Annotated in this window: 30 protein-coding genes; 27 read left to right on the plus strand and 3 right to left on the minus strand. The window is 40.2% G+C overall.

All coding sequences use genetic code 11. The features are described 5' to 3' along the window. Positions 1-70: 70 nt before the first annotated feature. A complete protein-coding gene (locus AC4G3N_RS10940) occupies positions 71-265 on the minus strand; it encodes a hypothetical protein (protein WP_491090215.1) in 195 nt (64 codons plus the stop codon). 140 nt (positions 266-405) lie between these two features. Further along, complete coding sequence (locus AC4G3N_RS10945) at positions 406-1038, minus strand: YigZ family protein (protein ID WP_140461808.1); 633 nt, start codon at positions 1036-1038, stop codon at positions 406-408. A 300-nt stretch (positions 1039-1338) separates the two neighbouring features. Here AC4G3N_RS10945 and AC4G3N_RS10950 point away from each other — a divergent pair, with 300 nt between their 5' ends. From AC4G3N_RS10950 to fliS (AC4G3N_RS11045), 20 genes are all read left to right on the plus strand, one after another. Further along, positions 1339-2493, plus strand: a complete 1155-nt coding sequence (locus tag AC4G3N_RS10950; protein WP_066106003.1) for a sensor histidine kinase — start codon at positions 1339-1341, stop codon at positions 2491-2493. Between the two features lie 118 nt (positions 2494-2611). Further along, positions 2612-3298: a response regulator gene (locus AC4G3N_RS10955; RefSeq protein WP_066106006.1), complete on the plus strand. Its 687-nt coding sequence runs from the start codon at positions 2612-2614 to the stop codon at positions 3296-3298. 160 nt (positions 3299-3458) lie between these two features. Further along, on the plus strand, positions 3459-3959 hold the full coding sequence (locus AC4G3N_RS10960) for a GNAT family N-acetyltransferase (RefSeq protein WP_491090216.1): 501 nt from the start codon (positions 3459-3461) through the stop codon (positions 3957-3959). Positions 3960-4072: 113 nt separating this feature from the next. Continuing rightward, complete coding sequence (locus AC4G3N_RS10965; RefSeq protein WP_066106009.1) at positions 4073-4921, plus strand: DegV family protein; 849 nt, start codon at positions 4073-4075, stop codon at positions 4919-4921. 66 nt (positions 4922-4987) lie between these two features. After that, positions 4988-6370 (plus strand): ATP-dependent helicase ComFA, encoded by a 1383-nt coding sequence (locus AC4G3N_RS10970; protein WP_306821557.1) that lies wholly within the window; start codon positions 4988-4990, stop codon positions 6368-6370. After that, on the plus strand, positions 6367-7059 hold the full coding sequence (locus AC4G3N_RS10975; RefSeq protein ID WP_491090217.1) for a ComFC family protein: 693 nt from the start codon (positions 6367-6369) through the stop codon (positions 7057-7059). Before AC4G3N_RS10970 ends, AC4G3N_RS10975 begins: the two co-directional genes overlap by 4 nt. 64 nt (positions 7060-7123) lie before the next feature. Continuing rightward, complete coding sequence (locus tag AC4G3N_RS10980; RefSeq protein WP_066106015.1) at positions 7124-7537, plus strand: TIGR03826 family flagellar region protein; 414 nt, start codon at positions 7124-7126, stop codon at positions 7535-7537. Between the two features lie 223 nt (positions 7538-7760). Then, positions 7761-8024, plus strand: a complete 264-nt coding sequence (flgM, locus tag AC4G3N_RS10985) for a flagellar biosynthesis anti-sigma factor FlgM (protein WP_066106018.1) — start codon at positions 7761-7763, stop codon at positions 8022-8024. A gap of 60 nt (positions 8025-8084) precedes the next feature. Next, positions 8085-8579, plus strand: coding sequence for a flagellar protein FlgN (locus AC4G3N_RS10990; protein ID WP_491090218.1), 495 nt, complete (start codon positions 8085-8087; stop codon positions 8577-8579). A 21-nt stretch (positions 8580-8600) separates the two neighbouring features. Next, positions 8601-10205, plus strand: a complete 1605-nt coding sequence (flgK, locus tag AC4G3N_RS10995; RefSeq protein WP_139892167.1) for a flagellar hook-associated protein FlgK — start codon at positions 8601-8603, stop codon at positions 10203-10205. A 10-nt stretch (positions 10206-10215) separates the two neighbouring features. Further along, complete coding sequence (flgL, locus tag AC4G3N_RS11000) at positions 10216-11091, plus strand: flagellar hook-associated protein FlgL (protein ID WP_148630606.1); 876 nt, start codon at positions 10216-10218, stop codon at positions 11089-11091. A gap of 82 nt (positions 11092-11173) precedes the next feature. Next, positions 11174-11305: a hypothetical protein gene (locus AC4G3N_RS11005; RefSeq protein ID WP_302621341.1), complete on the plus strand. Its 132-nt coding sequence runs from the start codon at positions 11174-11176 to the stop codon at positions 11303-11305. Between the two features lie 139 nt (positions 11306-11444). Then, complete coding sequence (fliW, locus tag AC4G3N_RS11010) at positions 11445-11885, plus strand: flagellar assembly protein FliW (RefSeq protein WP_066106029.1); 441 nt, start codon at positions 11445-11447, stop codon at positions 11883-11885. Positions 11886-11888: 3 nt separating this feature from the next. Further along, a complete protein-coding gene (csrA, locus tag AC4G3N_RS11015) occupies positions 11889-12128 on the plus strand; it encodes a carbon storage regulator CsrA (protein WP_066106032.1) in 240 nt (79 codons plus the stop codon). A 124-nt stretch (positions 12129-12252) separates the two neighbouring features. Continuing rightward, complete coding sequence (locus AC4G3N_RS11020) at positions 12253-13026, plus strand: flagellin N-terminal helical domain-containing protein (RefSeq protein WP_139892171.1); 774 nt, start codon at positions 12253-12255, stop codon at positions 13024-13026. Positions 13027-13331: 305 nt separating this feature from the next. Then, positions 13332-13496 carry a carbon storage regulator gene (locus tag AC4G3N_RS11025; protein WP_066106037.1) on the plus strand — a complete coding sequence of 55 codons (165 nt, stop codon included), beginning with the start codon at positions 13332-13334 and terminating at the stop codon, positions 13494-13496. Between the two features lie 201 nt (positions 13497-13697). Beyond that, positions 13698-14594: a flagellin Hag gene (hag, locus tag AC4G3N_RS11030; RefSeq protein ID WP_491090219.1), complete on the plus strand. Its 897-nt coding sequence runs from the start codon at positions 13698-13700 to the stop codon at positions 14592-14594. Positions 14595-14726: 132 nt separating this feature from the next. Beyond that, a complete protein-coding gene (gene flaG / locus AC4G3N_RS11035) occupies positions 14727-15089 on the plus strand; it encodes a flagellar protein FlaG (RefSeq protein WP_148630610.1) in 363 nt (120 codons plus the stop codon). 12 nt (positions 15090-15101) lie between these two features. Further along, positions 15102-17066 (plus strand): flagellar filament capping protein FliD, encoded by a 1965-nt coding sequence (gene fliD / locus AC4G3N_RS11040; RefSeq protein WP_491090220.1) that lies wholly within the window; start codon positions 15102-15104, stop codon positions 17064-17066. Positions 17067-17087: 21 nt separating this feature from the next. Beyond that, positions 17088-17489 carry a flagellar export chaperone FliS gene (fliS, locus tag AC4G3N_RS11045; RefSeq protein ID WP_491090221.1) on the plus strand — a complete coding sequence of 134 codons (402 nt, stop codon included), beginning with the start codon at positions 17088-17090 and terminating at the stop codon, positions 17487-17489. A 65-nt stretch (positions 17490-17554) separates the two neighbouring features. Here the strand turns inward: fliS (AC4G3N_RS11045) and AC4G3N_RS11050 are convergent, their stop codons facing one another. Beyond that, a complete protein-coding gene (locus tag AC4G3N_RS11050; protein ID WP_148630614.1) occupies positions 17555-17758 on the minus strand; it encodes a hypothetical protein in 204 nt (67 codons plus the stop codon). 236 nt (positions 17759-17994) lie between these two features. Between AC4G3N_RS11050 and AC4G3N_RS11055 the strand changes: the two genes are divergently transcribed. The 7 genes from AC4G3N_RS11055 (at position 17995) to hpf (ending at position 23426) form a co-directional block, all read left to right on the plus strand. Then, on the plus strand, positions 17995-20211 hold the full coding sequence (locus tag AC4G3N_RS11055; RefSeq protein WP_491090222.1) for a hypothetical protein: 2217 nt from the start codon (positions 17995-17997) through the stop codon (positions 20209-20211). After that, complete coding sequence (locus AC4G3N_RS11060) at positions 20208-20507, plus strand: EscU/YscU/HrcU family type III secretion system export apparatus switch protein (RefSeq protein ID WP_491000103.1); 300 nt, start codon at positions 20208-20210, stop codon at positions 20505-20507. The genes AC4G3N_RS11055 and AC4G3N_RS11060 overlap by 4 nt, the downstream gene beginning before the upstream one ends. A gap of 42 nt (positions 20508-20549) precedes the next feature. Continuing rightward, complete coding sequence (gene fliS, locus AC4G3N_RS11065) at positions 20550-20975, plus strand: flagellar export chaperone FliS (RefSeq protein ID WP_139892179.1); 426 nt, start codon at positions 20550-20552, stop codon at positions 20973-20975. Positions 20976-20995: 20 nt separating this feature from the next. Beyond that, complete coding sequence (locus AC4G3N_RS11070; RefSeq protein ID WP_490558611.1) at positions 20996-21820, plus strand: flagellin N-terminal helical domain-containing protein; 825 nt, start codon at positions 20996-20998, stop codon at positions 21818-21820. Between the two features lie 18 nt (positions 21821-21838). Then, complete coding sequence (locus tag AC4G3N_RS11075; protein WP_491090223.1) at positions 21839-22276, plus strand: YaaR family protein; 438 nt, start codon at positions 21839-21841, stop codon at positions 22274-22276. Positions 22277-22344: 68 nt separating this feature from the next. Continuing rightward, on the plus strand, positions 22345-22698 hold the full coding sequence (gene fliT / locus AC4G3N_RS11080) for a flagellar protein FliT (RefSeq protein WP_491090224.1): 354 nt from the start codon (positions 22345-22347) through the stop codon (positions 22696-22698). Positions 22699-22877: 179 nt separating this feature from the next. Continuing rightward, positions 22878-23426: a ribosome hibernation-promoting factor, HPF/YfiA family gene (hpf, locus tag AC4G3N_RS11085; protein ID WP_066106072.1), complete on the plus strand. Its 549-nt coding sequence runs from the start codon at positions 22878-22880 to the stop codon at positions 23424-23426. Positions 23427-23671: the final 245 nt, after the last annotated feature.

Consider the following 23671-nt stretch of genomic DNA (forward strand, 5'->3'; position numbering starts at 1 on the left):
GTGTGGGTTGTATTTTGGCTTAGTTATTTTGCATTAGGTTGCTATGGTTAAAGTTAGCGGGGAAGTTGGCCTAAATTTTAATAGAATTGAAAATTATTTCATGGCGTATACAGTTTGAAGAATCTGTGCTGAAGATGTTGTGGATTTCCTGAGTTAAAACAGGAGTGGATATTTTTTTCACGTGTGCCTCTGCCGATAAGGAGGTTGCCAATAGACAGGCAACGAGTACCGTGAGGCTGAATAGAACCTGGTATACTCTTTTCATAAATAACCCCTTCTTTGTCCAATATCGTATTGATTCATTTTACCTAATTGCAACTATAATTCTTGTTGTATTTTGTCGATAAAACTAAACTTTTTTCCTGAGATTTTAGACAAAGAAGGGGGAATTGAGTTCTTTTAGAATTAGAGGTCATGCTCGAGGTATAGCATTTCGCCTTCTTCTATGGATGCCTGTCCATTTGATAAATCCGTCATCCAGTCTATGAAGGCTTCCTTTGCGTCTTCCTCTGCGTAGGATTCAATCATGACTCGGTCCAGATAATGAATTTCTTTAATGGCATAGTGCGAATTTCGAAGTTCATTTTCAATTTTCCCGAGAAGTGTATAATCGAACGTGGATTTCATGATGCGCATTAATCTTCTTTCCACCACACCGGTTGCGTTAATTCCTTCAGAAGCTGCTCCGCCGTATGCGCGGATTAATCCGCCAGCCCCAAGTTTAATTCCTCCGAAATAGCGTGTCACAACCACCGCAGTGTCCTTCAAGCCCTTTTTCTTAATGACTTCGAGAATAGGGACACCGGCTGTGCCGCTAGGTTCACCATCATCATTGGCTTTTTGGATGAGGTCATTTTCACCGATCATATAGGCTGAACAATTATGGGTCGCATCCCAGTGCTTTTTCTTGATTGATTGAATAAATTGTATGGCTTCTTCCTCTGATTCCACGCGATTCACATAGGCAATAAAGCGTGACTTTTGGATGATTTGTTCAGATTCGCCATATCCCTTTACTGTTTTATATGAATTCAGCATTTAAACTGCCGCCTTTCTCTTTATATCCCTTCTAGTATACTTTATTATTCGGTTCGTACGACATCTTTATTACAGAAGAGTAATATGCTGTGATGGAGATGTGAAATAGTAAAAAGTAAAAAAATACTGGTAATCGTGCTATAATTTAACTATTATGTAGTATTTCACTGGTATATTAACTTATTTACCCAATAATTTCTAAAAACACCCACAAAGGAAATTCGTGAAGACCGAACTATTTTATATGAATTGGTACAGAAGAAGCGGAGGATTCTTTTGCGTCAAACAGGAGGTAAGATTATGCGGGTACCTAAGCTGGATGGAAAGGCACTCGATAACATCCTTAATCATATGATCAGTACCGTGGACAATAGTAAGGGAGAAATATATGAAATAGGGGAACACTGTCAGCATGAATTTGCTCAACTTTCTTCTGAATTAGAATCTGTTAAAACAATGGTGCTGAAGGTCATTGCTGATGGGGATGAGCTTGATCAAAAGGCGCGTGAATCCCGTAAATGCTTATCAGATGTTTCCTCCCGTTTCAAGGAATTTACGGAGGTACAAGTGAGGGCAGCCTATGAACAGGCACATACGTATCAGGTTGACCTGACCATGAACAGAGAGCTGGAAAAACAGCTCCGTAAACGTCGAGATGACCTTGAAAGAAGGCTCATTAATCTAAAGGAAACTATTGATAGAGCTGAGAATCTCGTTTCGCAAATCACGGTTGTTCTGCATTATTTAACAAGTGACCTGCAGGACGTGTCTGAGGTTCTCGATATGTATAAACAGAAACAGGACTTTGGCTTTAAAATCATTGAGGCCCAGGAAGCCGAGCGCAAAAAGCTTTCTCGTGAAATTCATGACGGTCCTGCACAAATGCTTGCCAATGTGATGGTCCGTTCAGATTTAACGGAGCGGATATTCAGGGAACGCGGTCCTGAGGAAGCGTTGCTGGAAATAAAATCTCTGAAGCAGATGGTTCGGAGTGCGCTGGCTGAGGTTAGGCGAATTATCTATGACCTGCGGCCTATGGCCTTGGATGATCTTGGGCTTATCCCGACTCTGCGTAAGTATTTGCAAACCATTGGTGAATACAATTCAGAGATTGATTTTAAATTTCAGATTTATGGACAGGAAAAAAGACTTGAGCCGAATTATGAAGTTGCGTTATTCAGGCTTGCCCAGGAAGCAGTCCAAAATGCAATCAAACATGCGAATGCCAGCCTGATTCAGGTTAAACTGGAACTTTTGAATGATAAAGGGACATTGACTGTACGGGATAATGGCCGTGGATTTGAGCCGCATAAACAAAAGGAAGGTTCCTTTGGAATCATGGGAATGAATGAGCGTGTTGAGACACTTGAAGGAGAAATGACCATTCAATCAAGTGTGGGTGGAGGTACGCTTGTCTATATTCAGATTCCATTAAAGGCATCAATAATTGTGTAATTTTTTTATAAAATAGTTTTTTAGTTATATTTATTGTAAATGTTTGGAGTTTACTAGTAGTCAAGAATATAATTAGGATAATGACTACTTACTGTAAAAAGATGGGGGATGAGAGATAATGACAACTACAATTGCAATCATAGATGATCATCAATTATTTCGCGAAGGGGTTAAACGGATTCTCGATTTCGAATCTTCTTTCTCGGTAATCGCTGAGGGGGACGATGGCAGCGAGGCGATCTCAATTGTTGATACATATCATCCGGATGTTATCATCATGGATATCAATATGCCAAACGTCAACGGGGTTGAGGCAACAGGCCAGTTGATTGAGAAATTTCCGGATTCCAGAGTAATTATGCTTTCAATTCATGACGATGAAAACTACGTAACCCATGCTTTAAAAACAGGTGCCCGCGGCTATTTATTAAAGGAAATGGATGCGGATGCCTTGATTGACGCTGTTAAAGTTGTTGCAGATGGTGGTTCCTACCTGCATCCGAAGGTTACTCATAATCTAGTACGTGATTACAGAAGATTGGCAACGGATGAAGCAGCAAATGGCGATAATGTCATGAATGTCGAGATTCGCCGTCCATTGCATTTGCTGACAAGACGTGAGTGCGAGGTCCTTCAATTATTGGCTGATGGCAAAAGTAATAGAGGAATCGGTGAGACTTTATTTATCAGCGAGAAGACCGTTAAAAATCATGTAAGTAATATCCTTCAAAAGATGAATGTAAATGATCGTACTCAGGCGGTTGTATATGCGATTAAAAACGGCTGGGTTGAAGTTAGATTATAATAGATGATAGATTTAAGCGCCGGCCAATTGGTTGGTGCTTTTTTAATCGGGATGGATTCTGTCAAACTGTCAGTTTATATATTTTTTTTCAATAGTGTATATACATTTTTCATATTTTGTTAAAGTTTTTAATAAAGATTAGGGTAGGAGAGGAGATATTGTGAATCAACCGTATACAATTAGAGATGCTAAAGAGAAGGATTTAGCACGCATCGTTGAAATTTATAATTCTACTATTCAGAGCAGAATGGTGACAGCTGACACGGAAATGGTGGATGTAGGAAGTCGCTTGGAGTGGTTTTTGAATCATACCTCTGAGAAAAGGCCTTTATGGGTTATGGAAAATGATGGTATGATTATAGGGTGGCTCAGTTTTCAGGATTTCTATGGACGACCTGCTTATCAAGCTACTGCTGAAATCAGTATCTATATTGACCCGGCTTATCGAAAAAAAGGAATAGGAGCAAAATTTTTAGACTATGCAATTAAGAATGCTCCCACCCTCAGGATTCATACATTGCTGGGATTTATTTTTGCCCATAATGAGCCAAGCATACGTCTATTTAAGCAATTTGGATTTGAAGAATGGGCTCATTTGCCTAGTGTAGCAGAATTAGATGGAGTGCAAAGAGATTTGCTGATTTTGGGTAAAAAAATATAGATTGAAAAGTTTAAAAATTACCATTTTAACCAATGTAATGCAAACAGACTGATTATGATTTAAAATGGAGAAGATAATAAGGAAAATCTCAATAATAAGGATGGTTTTCAATAATGAGAACTGCAATAGTTACAGATAGTACAGCTTATATACCAAAAGACCTGCGAACGCAATATGATATACATATGATTCCGCTAAGTGTAGTGTTTGGAGATGAAGTGTATCAGGAGGAGAATGAAATAACTGCTTCTGACTTTTATGAAATGGTCGAGCGTTTGGATATGCTTCCAACGACCTCACAGCCAGCAACCGGAAAATTCGTTGAAAAATATGAAGAGCTTGCGAAGGACTATGATGCTGTGATCAGTATCCATTTATCGAGTGGAATTAGCGGTACCTATCAAGGTGCTATTACAGCTGGAGAAATGGTAGATGACATTAAGGTTTATGCTTTTGACTCCGAGATCACTTGCATGATTCAGGGATTATTTGTACTCGAAGCAGCCAAAATGGCGAAGGAAGGCAAACATCCTGATGAAATCATCGCACGCTTGCATGAACTCCGCGAATCATCTAATGCTTACTTCATGGTAGACGATCTATCCAACCTGCAAAGGGGCGGCCGCTTAAATGGCGCTGCAGCTCTAATTGGCAGCTTGCTTCAAGTGAAGCCAATCCTGCATTTTGAAAACAAAGTGATTGTCCCTTTTGAAAAAATCCGTACGAAGAAAAAGGCATTAAAACGTATAGTCGAGCTTTTTGAGCAGGAATATAAAAAAGGTGAGCCTCTTCAGGCTGTTTTAATCCATGGCAATATTGAAGAGGAAGCGACTGAAATGTTAAATGAGCTAAAAGAGAAATTCCCTGAAGCGGAATTTAGACTAAGCTATTTTGGCGCAGTTATTAGTACTCACTTAGGCCAGGGAGCAACGGGACTTGGCTGGACAAAACGATATAATTAACTAGTAATATGGGGCTTGGCTGTTTGGCCGCCCCTTTTTATTTAAAAGGAGGTTTTCAATTTGAACGTGAAAGCATCCAGACACTCAACAGGATCCTCACCTATATCTCTGCAACAGCTCCTCATTGGTAAAGAACTCCTCATAACTGAAATTCCAAATGAATTAAAGGAACAATTGGATTTAAATGAACAAATTTATTCTGTGAGAGGGATTGAGAATGGTATATGCAGACGCTGCGGCAATACGGATTCCCGTTTGTTTGCAACCTTCCCCCACAGTGCGTGTGGTGAAAACTGTCTGTATTGCCGCCATTGTATTATGATGGGCCGAATCAGCTCCTGCTCTACTCTTTTTGGATGGAAGGGGGAAATGCCTCGCTGGAGTCCTGAGTTAGCCCGGCTTCGTTGGGATGGTTCACTTTCCTTCTCCCAAAAGGAGGCTTCAGAAAAAATCATGGAAGCTGTCCGAAATCAAATGGATTTACTCATTTGGGCAGTATGCGGAGCCGGGAAGACAGAGATGATCTTTGCCGGTATAGAAGAAGCTCTTTTCTCAGGCAAAAGGGTTTGCCTGGCGACTCCTCGTACAGATGTTATCCTTGAGCTTGCTCCAAGGCTGCGCAGGGTATTTCCAGATATTCCAATCGTAGCCCTATATGGTGACAGTCAAGAAAAACAGCTTTTTGCTCCATTTGTCTTATCGACCACTCACCAGCTAATGCGTTATGCCGATGCCTTCGAAGTGATGATTATTGATGAAGTAGATGCGTTCCCTTATTCCTTTGATCCTCATCTCCAATATGCGGTTCAAAAGGCGTGTAAGAAAGATGCTGCTGTTATTTATTTGACGGCAACGCCTTCAAAACAGTGGCAGCTCGAATTTCAACAGGGTATAAGAAATGGAATTCTCCTCCCTGCCCGTTTTCACAGACACCCTATTCCTGTCCCCACTATGAAATGGGTTGGAAACTGGCAATCCTCCATTCAGAAAAATAAACTCCCCAATCCTCTCTTGTATTGGCTCAAAACTGCTATCGAATGTAAGAACCCCTTCCTTATTTTTTTCCCGAATATCGCATTAATGGAAAAAGCCCTTCCTCTCTTTCAAGGCTATGCTCCTGAAATTCTTTCTGTCCATGCAGAGGATTCGGAACGTAAAGATAAAATAATGAAGCTGCGCAGAGGTGAGATTCAGGGCTTACTGACAACCACGATATTGGAAAGAGGCGTTACGATTCCTAAATTGAATGTAGCGGTGATTGGGGCTGAGGATGAAATCTTTACCGAGTCAGCACTCGTCCAAATTGCAGGACGGATTGGAAGAAGTAAGGACCATCCTCGCGGTGATTGTGTATATTTTCATTATGGAAAAACTAATGCCATGCTTGATGCGATTCAGCAAATCAACCAAATGAATAGAGAAGCTGTCAAAAGGGGGCTGCTGGATTGAAGATTTTCCAATCATCACTTTGTCTATATTGTCACAGCCCTATTCGTGAGAGTGCAGGCTGGGCGAATATCTTCTTTTTAGAGGAGGCTGATTTGCTCTGTCTGGCCTGTCGCTCCAGGCTTATTTCGATTCAGGGGAATACGTGTGTGATTTGCTGTAAACCGCTTCAGACGGGAGACAAATGTCCGGATTGTGAAGAATGGCTGGTGGATCCCATGTTTGGTCAAGCACTTGATTATAATGTCTCCTTATATACCTATAATCCGTTTATGAAGGATGTGATTGCCCGATTTAAATATCGGGGTGATTATGAATTGGCACGTATATTTGCTGCCGAACTGCGTAAAAAAGCGCCGAAGGCTCATTTTGTCATTCCGATTCCGCTGAGTGACGAGCGCCTGAACGAGCGTGGGTTTAATCAGGCTGAAGCAATCGGTATGATGGCTGGAATGGTCTTGGAAAATGGGTTAGTTCGTGTACATGGTGAAAAACAGTCTAAGAAGAGTCGGTATGAGCGTATCCACACTGAACAGGTCTTTCGTATCCATCCTAAAGCCTCAGATTTTCAGGACAAAACGATTCTTATACTGGATGATATTTATACGACAGGCACCACCTTGAGGCATGCTGGTGCGCTTTTAAAGGAGGCGGGGGCAAAAAGGATCATTTCTTTGACGATTGCACGATAATCTTTATCTTTGAAGAGAATATCCGATAAGTAATCTAAGAGCATTTCCTGAGGAGGTAAAGAATATGAATGAATTGACCAACTGTCCGACTTGCCAGGCTCTATTCGTGAAAAATCAATTCAGAGATGTATGTGAGAGCTGCTATAAAAAAGAAGAGGCCATTTATAATGATGTATACCATTATATCCGTAAGCGAGAGAACCGCACGGCAACGATTGTTCAGGTGGTGAAGGCAACTAGTGTAGATGAATCTTTATTAATGAGATTTATCAGGAGTGGAAAGCTGCGTATTACATCCAACCCTAATTTGGGCTATGCCTGTGAGCATTGCGGTTCCCTCATTCGCGAGGGCCGCTTTTGTGCAGACTGCAGGGATGATCTTCAGGCAGACCTTGTGAGGCATGAACGGGATGAGGTACTCTATAAAGAGATAGAGGAACGTGAGCGCCAAATGACCTATTACCGAAAAACGCACTAAAAATAAGCATTTAGACCTGTTAAGTCCTTTTTGAATATTGCTTTTTTGTATGTCATAATTTTCATCACAGACAGTAAACAAATTACCCTTGATGTCGATACTAACAGTAGATAAGCAAGAAGGTCTTCTTGATGATCTGCCTGAGACATAATATGACTCAGATTAAAAGATCAACATAGACCTTGGAAGCTAGTGTGACGGAAGGGAAAGTGAGGAACGCGAAATGAAAATTAATCATCTTAATCAATATGGCGTAAATCCGTACCAAAAGGCAGTTAATAAAGCCGATACCTCCATGAAGCCTTCTCAGCTTGCCGATAAAGTGGAAATTTCCAGTAAAGCGAAAGAATTGCAACAGCTATCGAGTGTAGAGGTTGAGCGTCAGGCTAAAATAGACGAAATTAAAAAGCAGATAGAGAACGGCACCTATCAAGTGAATGTCAATGAAACAGCAAAAGGCGTATTGGATTTTTACTCAAAAAACTAAACCTGAAGCCAGTATAAGGTTTGTACTGGCTTTCTTTTTTTATATGGGGTGAACTAATTAATGTCAGCTCAATCTATCATTCAAACCCTTCAGCAGCTGGTCGATCTGCACAGAGAATTGAACAAAATGGCTCAGGAAAAAACAGAGGCCATTAAAGCAGAAGAGTTAAAGTCGTTAAGCAGTCTGCTTGTTCAGGAGAGGAAGCTAGTCGTTGCGATTGAACGGCTTGAGAATGTGCGGCAGAGTGATGTACATGCCTTTCTTAGAGAAAAGGGCGTGCAGAATGGAACCGCACTCTTATCAGAATGTATTCAATATGCTTCGGAAAACGTGCGAACAGAACTTACCAGCCTGGGCGCTGAATTGCGAGAAGAGATTATCAGTTTAAAAGAGCGGAATGAATTAAATCAGCAGTTAATCTATCAATCTCTTCAATTTGTGAATCTGAATTTAAATCTTATGTTACCAGAGAATGAGAGCTATACATACGACAGGCCACAGGATCCAGAGGGTGCAAGAAAACCAAGTAAATCGCTATTTGATTCGAAGGCCTAAAAAGAAACAGGGGGAGCATTTATGACATCAACCTTTCATGGGTTAGAAACAGCCAGGCGCGGACTGACGACTCAGCAGGCAGCTTTATATGTAGTGGGCCAAAACGTTGCCAATGCCAATACACTCGGATATTCACGCCAACGGGTTAACATGGCAGCGGAAACGGCTTACCCAAACCCGGGTATGAACCGCGAACAAATTCCTGGTCAAATGGGTACCGGTGTTAAAGCGGGCTCCATTCAGCGGGTTCGTGAAAGCTTTTTGGATGTTCAATATAGAAGCGAAAGCACGAAGCTAGGATATTGGACGGGGAGAGCGGAAGGGTTAAGCAAAATAGAGGATGTCATGGACGAGCTTAAGGGAACAGGGCTTAGTGATTCCATTGATTCATTTTGGCAATCCATACAGGACTTGGCCACCAATTCTGTCAACTCAGGTGGTAAAGCTGTTGTACGTGAGCGAGGAATTGCACTGGCTGATACGTTTACCTACCTGAACAGCTCCCTAAATATGGTACGCTCCGATTTGAAGAATGAATTGAATGTGACGGTTGAAAAGGCCAATAGCATGCTGGGAAGCATCGACCAGCTTAATAAACAAATTGCAGCGATTGAACCGCATGGCTATTTGCCGAATGATTTATACGATTCCCGTGATTTGTTGATTGATGAACTATCCTCCATGATGAATATAAAGGTCGATTATGTGAAAAACGGCGGTAATTCACAGGCGCAGGCAATGGGATCGGCTGTAATAAAGCTAAATAACGGCACGGCTGAACCGTTGACTTTGGTTGATTCTACTACAGTTAATCCTATTGCTTTAATGTTTAATGGGGAGGATGGTGCGGTGGATACCATTTCAATTGGTGGGAATGCAGTACCTACTGCTACCTTTATCTCTGAGGGCATGCTGCTGTCCCTTTTGCAAACATACGGATATACAAATACAGAAGGAAAACTGGCAGGGGATTTGCCGGATATGATTAAAGAACTTGATCATATGGCTTATACCTTTGCGACAGAGTTTAATAAGGTTCATAAGGATGGTCTAAGTGCGAAGGAGCTTGCAGCCTGGAAAACAGCTCTCGAGAGTGATCCAGCTGCGAAGATAGAAGATTTTAATGAAGATATTCTGTTTTTTACTGATGAGTATAATGCTGATCCTCAGAACGTCAAGGGCTTTGCCAGCCGCATTCGAATATCCGATGAAATAAAAGAAAGCTACGATTATATTGCTAATGCGTCCGTTGCTACTCCTAATGATGGTGATGCAAGCAATCTATTGAAGCTTGCGGATGTCTTTTATGAAAAGTTCAATTATAAGGATGCATTAGCTGACTCTTCTCCAGCTGCTGAAAAAGAAAGTTTAGGCGCTTACCTGCAAAGTGTTATCGGAACATTGGCGGTTAAAACGGAACAGGCTGACCGATTATCTGTGAACAGTGCGACTTTGCTGCAAAATGTCAGCGACCGACGTTCTTCCGTCAGTGCAGTTTCATTGGATGAAGAAATGACCAATATGGTTCAATTTCAGCAGGCATATAATGCATCAGCACGAATGATTACAATGATTGATGAATGTCTCGATAAAATAATCAACGGCCTTGGGGTCGGTGGCAGGTAGGTGAATAGGTATGAGAGTCACACAAAGTATGGTTGCAGCTAATTCTTTACGGAATATTAATAAGAGCTACGGATCGATGGCGCAGTATCTTGAACAGCTATCAACAGGTAAAAAGATTACAAAGGCCTCTGATGATCCAGTGATTGCCCAAAAGGGGATGTATTATCGGACAAGCCTCAATGAAGTAGAGCAATATAAGCGCAATTTATCAGAGCTATATCTTTGGATGGACAACTCAGAGGCTTCGATGGATCAGGGGAACAAAAGTTTTCAGCGTATCCGTGAATTGATGATCCAGGCAAAAAATGATACAAACGAAACGGCTGACCGGGAAGCCATCGCAAAGGAAATCGCTCAGCTGAAAGAGGACTTAGTATCCGTAGCGAATACGCAGGTTGCCGGCCGTTATATTTTTAATGGAACGAGTGTGAATGCAGCACCTGTTACCTCCGATGCAAATGGTGTCGTGGTCAATTCAGAGAATGATCCCTATCTGGTGGAAGTATCAAGAGGAATTCAATTGAAGGCAAATGCAGATCCTTCTCAGCTATTCAGTCAGGAATTATTTAATACAATCGGAGAGATTGAGAGCGAGTTATCAGCGGATGATATGGATCTTGATTCTTTACTCCAGAAATTCGATGGTTTGGTCACTGCCTTTTCAGCGGAACGCTCCGACCTTGGCGCCCGCTATAATCGCCTGGAGCTATTGGAATCCAGAATAGATAACCAGGAGGTATTGGCGAAAAAGGTACTGAGCGAAAATGAAGATGTAGACATGGAAAAGGTCTATACGGATTTTATTACGCAGGAAAGTGTGCACAGAGCTGCTTTACAAATGGGAGCGAGCATCATTCAGCCAAGCCTGGTTGATTTCTTACGATAAAAAAAGATGAGTTGACTCAAGAAGCGCCCAGTGGCCAATTGGGTCAACTCTTTTTGTATGTTTTGAGGAGGAGAGACTATCCATGTCCATTGCCCAATTACAAATGAACTCAACATCAGCGCAGCTCGGCTACCAAATCAAACGTATTAATCAATCGATTGAACAACAGATTGCAGATGTATCGATCGAACAGATATACAGCCTCAGAAGGTGAATATTCAGGTACAAACCCATCAGCCAACGATTAATTATTCCAGGCAGTATAAGCTATTACATGAAACAATATCAATCTCTTGAATTTTTTATAGCTAATCAAAATCCATTCGAAATGAAACTATAGGGGTGAAGCTAACGTGAAGCTGACAACAAAATATCATGGTGAGCAAGTGATCGAAGAAAAAGTTATCATTACCTTTGATGAAGGTATTCCCGGCTTTCCGAACGAACAGAAATTTGTGCTGCTTCTTTTAACAGATGATCAATCATTCTTTGTGCTTCAATCTGTGAAGACACCGAATCTAGCTTTCGTGGTTACAAGTCCGTTCCTAACCTACCCTGATTATGAATTTAAATTAGATGATGAAATTGTGGAATCATTAGGGGTAACAGAGGAACATATTACGGTGTTTTCGATTGTGACAGCGAAGGAGCCATTCGAGGAGTCAACGATTAATCTTCAGGCTCCGCTTATTATGGATACGAAGAAGGGTAAAGGAAAACAAATCATTCTGAATCAAACAAACTACCAAACTAGAACACCTTTATTTCCAAAAGTAGAAAGCAAGGGGGAGTAAAGCATGCTTATTCTATCGAGGAAAAAAGATGAATCCATATTAATCGGTTCCGATATTGAAATTACAGTTGTTTCTGTACAGGGCGATCAGGTTAAGCTTGGCATTAAAGCCCCAAAGCAAGTCGACGTCTATCGAAAGGAACTATTTGAGGAAATTCAGCATGAAAATGTAGAAGCAGCGGAGGTTACGGTTAATATTGGAGATTTGATTAATAACTCTAAAAATAGGACGAAAGACTCATAGAGAGCGATTGAAATCACCCGATACAAATAGTGTACAAGAGAAGGAAAGACGGCCGCTTTTCAACTCTTGTACATAAAAAGGACCACATGGACGTGATCCGTTAAATCAGGGAGGATTTTTTATTATGATTATTAATCACAATATCGCAGCTTTAAACACGCACCGCCAATTGAGTGTTGCTAACAATGCCCAAGCTAAAAACATGGAGAAATTATCTTCAGGTCTACGTATTAACCGTGCCGGAGACGATGCTGCTGGTCTATCCGTTTCCGAAAAAATGCGCAGTCAATTACGCGGCTTAGATCAAGCATCCCGTAACAGTCAGGATGGGATCTCATACCTGCAAACAGCAGAAGGCGCTTTAACTGAAGTTTCTGCAATGGCTCTTCGTTTGAAAGAGTTGGCTGTACAAAAGGAAAACGGAACTTACAATACGGATGACGTGGCGAATATTGACCTAGAAATGGCAGCTTTGGGAACAGAAATCAATAACATTATCAATACAACAGAATTCAATGGTAAAAATGTATTCGCATCTGAAGTTGATATTACGGTAACAGAAGATGCAGCGGTTAAATTGACTATTGCAGCTGCGACATTAGATTCAACAAAAGGTTTAACATCTACAAGTACAGTAGCGGATATTGATACAGCTATTGGTGAAATCAACCTGCAACGTGCTACTTACGGTTCTCAGCAAAACCGTCTAGAGCATACGATTAATAACTTGAATACAACAAATGAAAACTTAACTGCTTCTGAATCTCGTATTCGTGATGTTGACATGGCAAAAGAAATTATGGAGCAAACGAAAAACTCCATTCTTTCTCAAGCTTCTCAAGCGATGCTTGCGCAGGCTAACCAAACACCGCAAAATGTGCTTCAATTGCTGCGTTAATTTTATAGAAATCGGAATCCTCTATGGGTTTCGATTTTTTTTATATAAAAATGTTAAAATTTTATATTAAAACTATTAAATGTTAAAATAAATTTCCGATATAGATTATGTAAGAGAAACAGCCCGAAAAAATTTCATACTGAATACTCAGGACGAGTAAATATTTCTTATTGAATCTTCGCAGGACGCGAATGTGAGATAGGGGATGTTTACTTTTTTTATGTGTACTAAAGCATAAGGAGGGTAATGTTCTCTATGGGGGTCTTACAAACTGATCACTTTTCTCAAGGAGGAGGACCACAACTATGCTAGTACTTGGTAGAAGACCTGGTGAATTTATAAAAATTGGTGATGACATCACTGTAAAGGTCGTTAAAAGTGAAGATGGACACCTTCGCTTAGCTATTGATGCCCCCAAACACGTAAAAATTACGCGTGGGGAACTATTAGATAACCAACAAAACAAATAGATACCTATTTGCTCATGGACGAGCGGTACTAAACTACGATGCAGGAAGCATCCCAGTTTCAGAACCGCTCGTCTTTTTTTTATCTCGTTATTACTGGAAACCCCCATCCTAGGCAACGGGCCAGTTTCCATTAATATATAAATTTAAAATCTAACAGGTGGAAAAGGAAGTCCACCTACACATTCCAAGGAGGAAAATTAAATGATTATCAATCACAATATCACAGCGTTAAACACACACCGTCAATTGGGTGCGGCTACAAATGCACAATCTAATTCTATGGAGAAATTATCTTCTGGGCAACGTATCAATAAAGCAGGCGATGACGCAGCAGGTTTGGCGATCTCTGAAAAAATGCGTGCGCAAGTACGTGGTTTAGATATGGCATCAAAAAATGCACAAGATGGAATCTCTTTGATTTCAACTGCAGAAGGTGCATTGAATGAAACTCATGATATTCTACAACGTATGCGTGAGCTTGCTGTTCAATCAGCTAATGATACGAATACTGAAATAGACCGTGGTGAGCTTCAAAAAGAACTGGACCAGTTAGTGGAAGAGATTGACCGTATTGCTGGTAATACAGAATTTAATACTCAGAATCTTTTGGGGAAAAAAAATGAAGCAGGAGAATTTACAGGAACTGCACAAGAATTCACATTCCACATTGGTGCTAACAAAGGACAAAGTATTGAGATTTCTATCAATTCCATGGATGCAGAGAGAATTGGAACAAGTGGTGATACAGGTGCTAAAATAAGTTCACTAAAATCTGTTTCCACTGATCCTACTAAAGCTGGCGCACTTACAACTCAGACAACAGCGGATGCAGCCATTACTACTATCAATGATGCTATCGAAATGGTTTCCTCAGAACGTTCTAAACTAGGTGCTTCACAAAATCGTTTAGAACATACTATAAACAATTTGAACACTTCATCTGAAAACTTAACAGCTGCCGAATCTCGTATTCGTGATGTTGATATGGCAAAAGAAATGATGGAACAGACTAAAAACTCTATTCTATCTCAAGCAGCTCAAGCGATGCTTGCTCAAGCTAACCAACAACCACAAAACGTACTTCAATTGTTACGTTAATCTACTTTAAAGAGGGACCTATCCTGGTTCCTCTTCTTTATATTCCCTCACAATTCTCTCTTATCCTCTTAAAGTCTGTCCATTCCTACCGATATACCTAATAACAGTGAACTGAATAGTTGGAGGTGCGAGATGGTGAATGGTATTTCGGCTGATATTGGTCATTTGGCTCCACAGTCTTTTACTAAAAGTTCTGTTCCTATAAATGAGCAGGCTATGGTTCAGAACGTTATTCCTCAACAAGAACAGTCACCTATGACAGATGTACAAATGAAAGAGAAGCTTACAGAAACGATGGAAGCTATGAATAAATTTATAGGTCCGATGCATGCGTCTTTAAAATTCGAGCTTCACGAGGATCTAAATGAATATTATGTAACCGTGGTTGATGATGTAACAGGCAATGTGCTACGTGAAATTCCTCCAAAGAAGATGCTTGATATGTATGCAGCTATGGTAGAGAACATGGCTTTGTTTGTAGATAGAAAAGTTTAAGGATGTGAAAGAATGCGTATTTCCGGTTTAGCTAGTGGCATAGATACAGATACAATGGTTAAACAGCTAATGCAGGCTGAAAGAATCCCTTTAGATAAATTAAAACAAAATAAACAGACACTTGAGTGGAAACGTGATGATTACCGTTCTATCAATACACTGTTAACGAATTTTCGCCAAGATGTATTGAACATGAAGCTGAGTTCTTCCTATCGTTCCAGAACGACAAGCAGTACGAATGATGCAGCGGTTACAGCCACCGCAACATCTGGCGCGAGCGCAACCAGTTATCAATTATCCGATGTTAAGCTGGCCAAAGCGGCTTCTCTTACAACTAAAGTATTGTCCGGTACAAATCCTAAAATAGATTCCAGTAAACCCCTAGAGTCCATGTCGGGCAACTTTTCTTCAGCTATCGAATGGAAAACAGGTGTGGTCGAAACACAAAAGTTTACGGCCAACGGGTCATCCATTGATCTTAAATTACCTGACACTGTAGCTATTCAAAATGATCAGGTTCAAATAAAAGTGGCAGGAAAAGTGTTGGAGCAATATTCGAAGGATGCCGATGGTAAGGACGTTAGAAATTATTCAATTGATAAAGGAATTATTACATTCGAAAATAATATACCTGCATCAGGGTCAGCCATCGAAGTAAACTATGTAACCAATAAAAAGGTAGAAAAAATCTCTATAGCTAAAGATGCCACAAGCTTTCAACTTTCTAAAGTAGCCATTAATGAAGGGTCTATGACCCTGAAAGTTGGGGGTAAATCTGTTACGGTTGACGAAAATGGAGACTTTAGTGTTGGTACTATATCTGGTACGGTAAATTTTAAAACAGGTAAGGTTGATCTTAAAACTGCTGCAAGTGAGGATATAGAAATAGAGGCTGAGTATACGAAAAAATATACTGCCATGAACATGAAGACTACAACCTCAAGTGGAGAGATGAGTGAAACATTCTTCATTACTTCTGATCAATCTCTGGATAACGTAATCAGTAAAGTGAATTCATCAAAGCTTGGATTAAACATGTTCTATGATTCATTTACAGACAAAATATCTATGACAAGAAAAGAAACAGGTACCTTTTCCACAGATTTGAAGGATATTCAAATAGATAATTCATCATTAGCTCAAGCCCTTCAATTGACTTCAGCTGATTACAAAGCAGGTTCCAATGCGTTATTAAAAATTAATGGTTTAGAGACTCAGCGGGCAAGTAACACATTCACTATGAATGGTGTCACATTCACGCTTAAGAGTGAATTTACTGAAGCGGTTACGGTTGGAATTAACAATGATACTACTAAAGTGTACGACAACATAAAGGGCTTTGTAGATAAATACAATGAATTAATTGCAACAATCCAAAGTAAGGTCAGCGAGGAACGTAACCGAAACTATTTACCTTTAACAGATGATGAACGTGATAGCTTGAGTGAAAAAGAGGTTGAGAAATGGGAAAATATTGCGAAGACAGGAATGCTGCGCAATGATTCTATTTTAAATGGAGCTTTAGATTCCATGCGGGGGAGCTTTTATAGCTCGGTTAATACATCAACAGGTATGTATTCATCCTTAAGCAGCATCGGAATCACGACAACCTCTGATTACATGGCAGGCGGTAAACTCGAAATCAATGAAACCAAATTAAAACAGGCTTTAGAGGATGATCCTGAAAGTGTAGAAGCTTTATTTGCTTCGGAGGATGGAATTCTATCAAAGCTGCAGAAAAATATATCTGCAGCTACTGACCAGCTGAAGGCAAGAGCGGGAACCTCATTGTCGACCAATGCTACGTTTACGATGGGAAGAGATTTAACCAATATTGATGATCGTATTAGTCGATTTGAAGACAGGCTTGTCCAGGTAGAGAATCGCTATTATAAACAATTCACTGCGATGGAAAAAGCAATTCAACAGGCAAACAGCCAATCAAGCTATTTATCATCCATGTTTGCGACTAGTTAATAAAAAGGAGTGTACGTATAAATGGCAATACAAAATCCGTACCAGGCTTATCAAACGAATACTGTAACCACCGCTTCACCGGGAGAGTTAACGCTTATGCTGTATAATGGCTGCCTGAAATTTATTAAAGCCGCACGAGTAGCGATGGAGTCGAAACAAATCCAAGCCAGACATGAGAATCTTCTAAAGGCGCAAAATATCATTAGTGAATTACGAATTACACTAAATATGAATATGGCAATCTCTCAAAATATGATGGCGATGTATGATTATATCAACAATCGGTTGATAGAGGCGAACACAAAAAATGATTCAGCTATGTTGGACGAGGCCGAGGAATTGGTTTTGGAGTTCCGTGATACATGGAAGCAGGCCATTCAACTCAATAGACGGAAGCAATATACCTCAGGAGGACATGCCTGATTCTAATAAAGAAGGGCTGAAAGATGAAGTAGATTGTTCATCTTTCGGCCCTTTTTCTTTCTATATTACTCTACTATATCTTGATCTTCTATATGAGTGATCCAAATATGATGCACACTATTAATAATACCAATCATAAGAATTTGCACAGATCCAAGAATGGCTAAGTTCAATCCTTGTAATCTTCCAGTTATGAAAGAATAGATGTTAAATATGATTAATACAACTAGTAAGCCATTCAGTATATGGATACTTTTACCCCTTTTCATTTCTCATCCTTCTTCCATTTTGATTAAAAACCCTTATGTGTTATTTATACCCATTATTGCCGATTATTTCTGTCAAAGCAAACGTTTTGTTGTATATTAAGAAATTTTTGTTCTTTTTAACGAATATTAGTGCTTAGGCAAACTAGGAAATTGTGTCTATTTCTTTATCACAAACTAATATTTGTATGCAATTTACCGATAAAAAGAGTAAGGAATTTGGACGGAGAGTGAACGCAATGCAGATTCAAGCAATCCATTCGGGGCAAAGCTTAAACGGAAAAAGCAATCAATATTCAGTTGGACAGATCCAGTCTGTAACCATTAAGGAAGGGGTATCCGTTAATACAGCTGTTGTTTCTTTAAAAGGGAAAGAGATGAGCATGACGTTTGAAAATGGAGTGCCGGCACAGAACAAGGCTCAAGTTGAGATTACAGCAATTAACAATGACCAATTAACGGTTAAAACTCTTTCAACAAGTCAGCCCGCAGCAGAAGGCCAGGCTCCTACCAAGGTTGAAGAAATTCTGAAAGCGGCCGGTGTTGATGCATCTAATAAAGACTTCCGTCAGGCTTTGCAAATTTTGCAGGAAAAAGGGTATCCGCTTTCTAAAGATAGTTTACAGACGATTCAGCGCTTTATGAACACAGAGGCGGGGACAGTGGAGCAAAAATTAGCTACCATTACGGCTTTGGCGGAGCGTCAGTTAGAGGTACGCAACCTTGAGCTAAAAGCAATTCACTCTGCCTTGCATGGTGAATCGATTGGGAAGATGGTTAGTAAAATTGGCAAAGAGCTTCCGGAGATTTCGAGGGTTTCTACACCACCTATTCATGTGCCGATAACTACAATCCGCGATTTAAAATCAGCCATCATACACCAGCAGGATTCTGCCAAAATCACTGAACAGGTGATGAAATTTATAAAGGATTCACCGGACCTTTCTCAAGCCGAAAAGAGTGCCATCTTAAAATCGCTGCTGGCTGGTAAAGAAGCTTTAATTCAAACTCTTTCCATCATTGATAAAAGCAAGGGAGCAGTCACTCCAGTGAATATGGAGGTTTCTGTTCATGGCAAGGAAGTAATGGATTTGATGAAAAGTGTTCAAAAGGATTCTTCCATGGCGGTGGTCTTAGCAAAAGCAACGGAATTTCTGAGTGGTGAATCTGCGAAACTATTTGAAGGTATTGAACGTCTGACAGGAGTGGTTGAAAAGGCAACAGAGCTTGTGTCCAAGGGTAGAGAATTGTCAGCGCGCAAAGAACTGATGACGGCATTATCAATCATGCAGGAGGAAAACCCAAAATTAATGGATGTAAAACCGGCCAACTCATTAACCGAATCTGAGCAGAATGCAATCAAACAGATCATCCAGGGTCTGAATCTCTCATCAAAAGATGTGATTGTTACTGAAATTAGTAAAAAGCTATCTCAGCTTACGATCGATTTTAAACATATAAAAAGAGAGATTACGAGAAACTTGGATCAGTCTATCAAAATGATGGAGCAAAAACAGCCCCAGGTTAAGCAGGTCTTGGAATCTACCATTAAGCAACTCGATCAAGCTATTTTAAAAGGTGAATTTATGCTTTATACCGATATGTCGACGGAGAAGAAGCTCCTGCAGGCTAGCAGCAGATTGCAGGAAGTAAAGAATTTTCTTATGAGTGGAAAGTCCCTTGAGGCGAACCAGATCGTGAAGGAAGTTAAAACATCGGTTGAGGGTCTTTTGTTTAAACCGTCTGATGTTAAAGTTAAGCATTTTGTGGCAGGCATGACGAGTAATGTCGGTGAAGATGTATTTACGCAAACTGCAAAGCCTGAGCAGTCTGGACGGAATGTGTTGGAGCTGATTCGAAAACTCGGGATGATGAATGAACATGAGGTGGCGAAGTCTGTTTTGAATGGAAAACAGCCGGAAATGCCGCAAACTGTAAAATCCTCTCTGCTTTCAATCTTACAATCAGACCAGCTGAATCCAAAGCAGGCACAGCAGGTGGAACAGGCTGTTCAAAATTTAACCGGTCAGCAGCTTCTAACTAAGCCTGACTCATCTGGAATGCAGAATCTGGCCATGCAGCTTCCGCTTTTACTTCATAAGGAAGTTGAGAATGTAAAAGTATTTGTAAACTCTCAATCTGATAAGGATCAAATTGATTGGGAGAATTGCAGTCTTTACTTTGTAATGGAGACCAAGCGTCTTGGTGAGATTGGAATTTCGCTGACGGTGACCAATCGAAATTTGTTTCTAACCTTTAAAAGTGATAAGGAAGATTTGCAGCAATCCATGACTCGAATATCGGATTCATCGCTTGATCGGTTCAAGGAAATTGGTTATTCGATTGGCTCGGTTCAATTTAAACCGATGACGGTGGAAACGAAGAATTCAGAACGAGAGGCAAGTCCAACAGCCCAAACAGCCTTTACGAAAAAGGGGTATGACATAACGATATGAGACAGCAATATTTCAATCAAATAAACCGTAAAAAGATGAATGGACCGACCGCAGCTGTCATCAGGTATGACGAACAAAATGGAGAGGCCCCGCAGCTAGTCGCTCAGGGAACTGGGGAAGTAGCCAGAAGGATTATTGAAACGGCTAAGAAAAATGATATTCATCTGCAGGAGGATGAGTCATTGGTCAGCCATCTTTTAGACATTGATCTTGGCGATTCAATTCCTCCGCAGCTTTATGCAGTGATTGCTGAAATCCTCCTTTTATTAGAAGAGCTCGATAAACAATATAACTAGCCCGTCGATATATAAAATAAGAGGACATGGAGGTTTTTGTGAATGGAATTTTTAACAGAGGAACTTATTGTGCAAAAATCATCTCAGGAATTAACGGCATTGCTGTATGAAGGATTATTAACCAATTTATATGAAGCAATTGATCAAATAGACGAGCCTAATTTATTCCAGGCTAATAAAAGCCTGCAAAGGGCCAGTGATATCGTTCATCGACTTGGTGTGGGACTTCGGTATGAAGCAGGCCCAATTACGGAGAATTTGGACACCCTCTATAATTTCCTGGCTGATGAGCTAATCCGGGTAAATCTAACTAAGAATACGGATAGCATTTCATTTCTGATCAAAATCGTTGAGACCCTATCCACTGCCTGGAATGATGCCATGCAACTGAAAAATAATGCAAAGGCTGATTCGTTAATTAAGATGGTATCGGCCTATGAAAATAACGTGATGAGGAAAAAATTCTAATAGAATGAGGGAGCATTTCCATGAAAATTAATCATAATATATCTGCCTTGAATGCCTATCGTAATCTATCAACTAATACAACCAATACAAATAAAAGCTTAGAAAAGCTATCATCTGGGCTTCGTATTAATAAAGCTTCGGATGATGCAGCGGGACTAGCTATTTCAGAGAAAATGCGTTCACAAATTCGCGGTCTAAATATGGCGGAACGAAATGCCCTTGATGGAGTTTCTCTCATTCAAACAGCAGAAGGCTCCTTGTCATCTGTCCATGAAATGCTGCAGCGTATGAGAGAGTTAACGGTTCAAAGCGCGAATGGGACGTATACGAATGAAGATCGTGAAGCCATCCAGGAAGAGTATAATCAGCTTACAGCAGAAATTGATCGTGTTAGTGAAACGACTGAGTTTAATAGTGCGAAGCTATTAGATGGAAGCCAATCTGAATTTAGTTTTCAAATAGGCGCTAATGCAGGCCAAACGATTGAGTTAACGATAAATAAAATGAATGCTGAAGAACTCGGATTAGGAACCGCAGCTGCACCATTGAATGTGAAAACAGCGGTGGCTGCCAATGCTGCTCTTTCAAAAATTGATGCAGCGATCGCGGCCGTTTCTGCAGAGCGCTCCAACTTAGGTGCGATGCAGAATCGTCTGGAGCATACGATTACGAATTTACAAACAATGAGTGAAAACGTAACCTCTGCAGAATCACGGATTCGTGATGTAGATATGGCTCTTGAGATGACCGAGTTCACAAAGAATACTATTTTAAATCAGGCAGCACAGGCCATGTTAGCACAAGCCAACCAACTTCCACAGGGTGTGCTACAATTATTGAAGTAACAAAGTTGAGGTGATCTCATGGAGGTACAAAGAGTAGGCAGGACTGGTTTGCAAAAGGTTAGTTCTAAGGAAGAGGTAGCGAAGGATTCCATTGCCTTTAAAGAGGTTATGGGAACTAGGCGCAATGATCTGACTCTTGAGCGATTGACACGGAAAATGCAGGAGATTGAGGAGCAGGGCAAGAGGCTCGGTGAAACTCAGTCGGTTGATCATTTGCGAAAATATAAGAAGCTTGTGAAAGAATTTTTAGATGATGCCGTAAAAAATGGGCTGCAATTAGAGGAGCATCGCGGTTTTAATCATCGTGGATCAGTAAAGGTGTATAAGCTTGTAAAAGAAGTGGATAAAAAGCTGGTTGACCTCACAAATGCTGTCCTTGATAAGGAAGATAAACGTATACATTTATTAGGCATGATTGGCGAAATCCAAGGAATGCTCATTAATATTTATACGTAATGGGGGTTTGGCCTTGGCTTTTACAGAAGTCAGGGCTTTTTTAAATGAGAGACAGAGGAGCTCGGTTTATGATGAGTGCACTGCGGGAATATTTTCAGGTAACAAGGGAAGCGATAGAGGTATTAAGTGATTTGAGCTGGGAAAAAAAACGCGAGATCGCTATTTCTAGGCTGGATGAAATCATTCGTATTCGGGAAAGTCTACAAAAAGACATACAGCCTCCTTTTACTGACGAGGAAAAAAAGCTTGGCGAGTTATGTGTGAAGTTGAATGAAGAACTGGCGAAAGCAATGGCCAAACGGAGAATGGAAGTGGCTCAGAACCTTAAAATGGTACGGGAGCAAAAGCAGCATAATCAAAAATATGCCAACCCCTATGAGGCGATTTTGACAGATGGAGTTTATTACGATAAGAGGAAATGATTACCTCAAATGAATTATCATGAGAAGTAGTGCTTTTTTGTTGTTGAATAGGGTATACTATATATGAATTCCTTGAAAATCCTGAATATTTAAACTTAAACAAATTGTCGATATAGGCAGGATTTTTAAAAGGGATTAGAGAATATTATAGTTATAGAGTAGAAAAGGAGGACTCACTTATGAATTATAACATTCGTGGTGAAAACATTGAGGTAACTCCAGCAATCAGAGAATATGTAGAGAAAAAAATTGGAAAATTGGAAAGATACTTTACAGAAACACCTGATGCAAACGTACATGTCAATCTGAAGGTGTACAATGATAAAACAACAAAAGTTGAAATCACTATTCCGCTACCTAACCTAGTGCTACGTGCAGAGGAAACAAATACAGATATGTATGCAGGTATCGATTTAATTAACGATAAATTGGAAAGACAAATTCGTAAATATAAAACAAAAGTTAACCGTCGTTCTCGTGAAAGCGGTAAAGAGTTATTCACTTTTCCAGCTGGAGAAGTCGGTGTTGAGCAAGAAGAGGATGATAAATTAGAAGTTGTGCGTGTGAAACGCTTTGATCTTAAACCAATGGACAGCGAAGAAGCAATTCTTCAAATGGACATGCTAGGACACAATTTCTTCATCTATACTGATGCAGAAACTGATGGCACTCACATCGTTTACAAACGTAAAGATGGCAAATACGGCTTAATTGAAGCACAAAGCTAATTTTATACTTGATAATGGGCAGCTCCTGTAAGGGGGCTGCTTTTTCATTGAATGATCGTGATCAGAAAATGGAAATCAGCCTAACCATTTATGAGGAAACCTCTCTTCAATATTTAAGCCCTTCATGCAATTTCTCTATCAAAATTTCAAAGCTCAGTTATGAACTTAAGTATATTTTGAGGTAAAATAACCCAAAAATATCATGTGTGTACACACTCCTTCTGTTGTTTTGTCCATTTGTAAGT

Source organism: Bacillus sp. z50 (assembly GCF_058313585.1).

What these genes read in the sequence shown, in the direction of transcription:
- AC4G3N_RS10940 (WP_491090215.1), bottom strand. Translation starts at nt 265, where the DNA reads ATGAAAAGAGTATACCAGGTTCTATTCAGCCTCACGGTACTCGTTGCC.
- AC4G3N_RS10945 (WP_140461808.1), bottom strand. Translation starts at nt 1,038, where the DNA reads ATGCTGAATTCATATAAAACAGTAAAGGGATATGGCGAATCTGAACAA.
- AC4G3N_RS10950 (WP_066106003.1), top strand. Translation starts at nt 1,339, where the DNA reads ATGCGGGTACCTAAGCTGGATGGAAAGGCACTCGATAACATCCTTAAT.
- AC4G3N_RS10955 (WP_066106006.1), top strand. Translation starts at nt 2,612, where the DNA reads ATGACAACTACAATTGCAATCATAGATGATCATCAATTATTTCGCGAA.
- AC4G3N_RS10965 (WP_066106009.1), top strand. Translation starts at nt 4,073, where the DNA reads ATGAGAACTGCAATAGTTACAGATAGTACAGCTTATATACCAAAAGAC.
- AC4G3N_RS10980 (WP_066106015.1), top strand. Translation starts at nt 7,124, where the DNA reads ATGAATGAATTGACCAACTGTCCGACTTGCCAGGCTCTATTCGTGAAA.
- flgM (WP_066106018.1), top strand. Translation starts at nt 7,761, where the DNA reads ATGAAAATTAATCATCTTAATCAATATGGCGTAAATCCGTACCAAAAG.
- AC4G3N_RS10990 (WP_491090218.1), top strand. Translation starts at nt 8,085, where the DNA reads ATGTCAGCTCAATCTATCATTCAAACCCTTCAGCAGCTGGTCGATCTG.
- flgK (WP_139892167.1), top strand. Translation starts at nt 8,601, where the DNA reads ATGACATCAACCTTTCATGGGTTAGAAACAGCCAGGCGCGGACTGACG.
- flgL (WP_148630606.1), top strand. Translation starts at nt 10,216, where the DNA reads ATGAGAGTCACACAAAGTATGGTTGCAGCTAATTCTTTACGGAATATT.
- AC4G3N_RS11005 (WP_302621341.1), top strand. Translation starts at nt 11,174, where the DNA reads ATGTCCATTGCCCAATTACAAATGAACTCAACATCAGCGCAGCTCGGC.
- csrA (WP_066106032.1), top strand. Translation starts at nt 11,889, where the DNA reads ATGCTTATTCTATCGAGGAAAAAAGATGAATCCATATTAATCGGTTCC.
- AC4G3N_RS11020 (WP_139892171.1), top strand. Translation starts at nt 12,253, where the DNA reads ATGATTATTAATCACAATATCGCAGCTTTAAACACGCACCGCCAATTG.
- AC4G3N_RS11025 (WP_066106037.1), top strand. Translation starts at nt 13,332, where the DNA reads ATGCTAGTACTTGGTAGAAGACCTGGTGAATTTATAAAAATTGGTGAT.
- hag (WP_491090219.1), top strand. Translation starts at nt 13,698, where the DNA reads ATGATTATCAATCACAATATCACAGCGTTAAACACACACCGTCAATTG.
- flaG (WP_148630610.1), top strand. Translation starts at nt 14,727, where the DNA reads ATGGTGAATGGTATTTCGGCTGATATTGGTCATTTGGCTCCACAGTCT.
- fliD (WP_491090220.1), top strand. Translation starts at nt 15,102, where the DNA reads ATGCGTATTTCCGGTTTAGCTAGTGGCATAGATACAGATACAATGGTT.
- fliS (WP_491090221.1), top strand. Translation starts at nt 17,088, where the DNA reads ATGGCAATACAAAATCCGTACCAGGCTTATCAAACGAATACTGTAACC.
- AC4G3N_RS11050 (WP_148630614.1), bottom strand. Translation starts at nt 17,758, where the DNA reads ATGAAAAGGGGTAAAAGTATCCATATACTGAATGGCTTACTAGTTGTA.
- AC4G3N_RS11055 (WP_491090222.1), top strand. Translation starts at nt 17,995, where the DNA reads ATGCAGATTCAAGCAATCCATTCGGGGCAAAGCTTAAACGGAAAAAGC.
- AC4G3N_RS11060 (WP_491000103.1), top strand. Translation starts at nt 20,208, where the DNA reads ATGAGACAGCAATATTTCAATCAAATAAACCGTAAAAAGATGAATGGA.
- fliS (WP_139892179.1), top strand. Translation starts at nt 20,550, where the DNA reads ATGGAATTTTTAACAGAGGAACTTATTGTGCAAAAATCATCTCAGGAA.
- AC4G3N_RS11070 (WP_490558611.1), top strand. Translation starts at nt 20,996, where the DNA reads ATGAAAATTAATCATAATATATCTGCCTTGAATGCCTATCGTAATCTA.
- AC4G3N_RS11075 (WP_491090223.1), top strand. Translation starts at nt 21,839, where the DNA reads ATGGAGGTACAAAGAGTAGGCAGGACTGGTTTGCAAAAGGTTAGTTCT.
- fliT (WP_491090224.1), top strand. Translation starts at nt 22,345, where the DNA reads ATGATGAGTGCACTGCGGGAATATTTTCAGGTAACAAGGGAAGCGATA.
- hpf (WP_066106072.1), top strand. Translation starts at nt 22,878, where the DNA reads ATGAATTATAACATTCGTGGTGAAAACATTGAGGTAACTCCAGCAATC.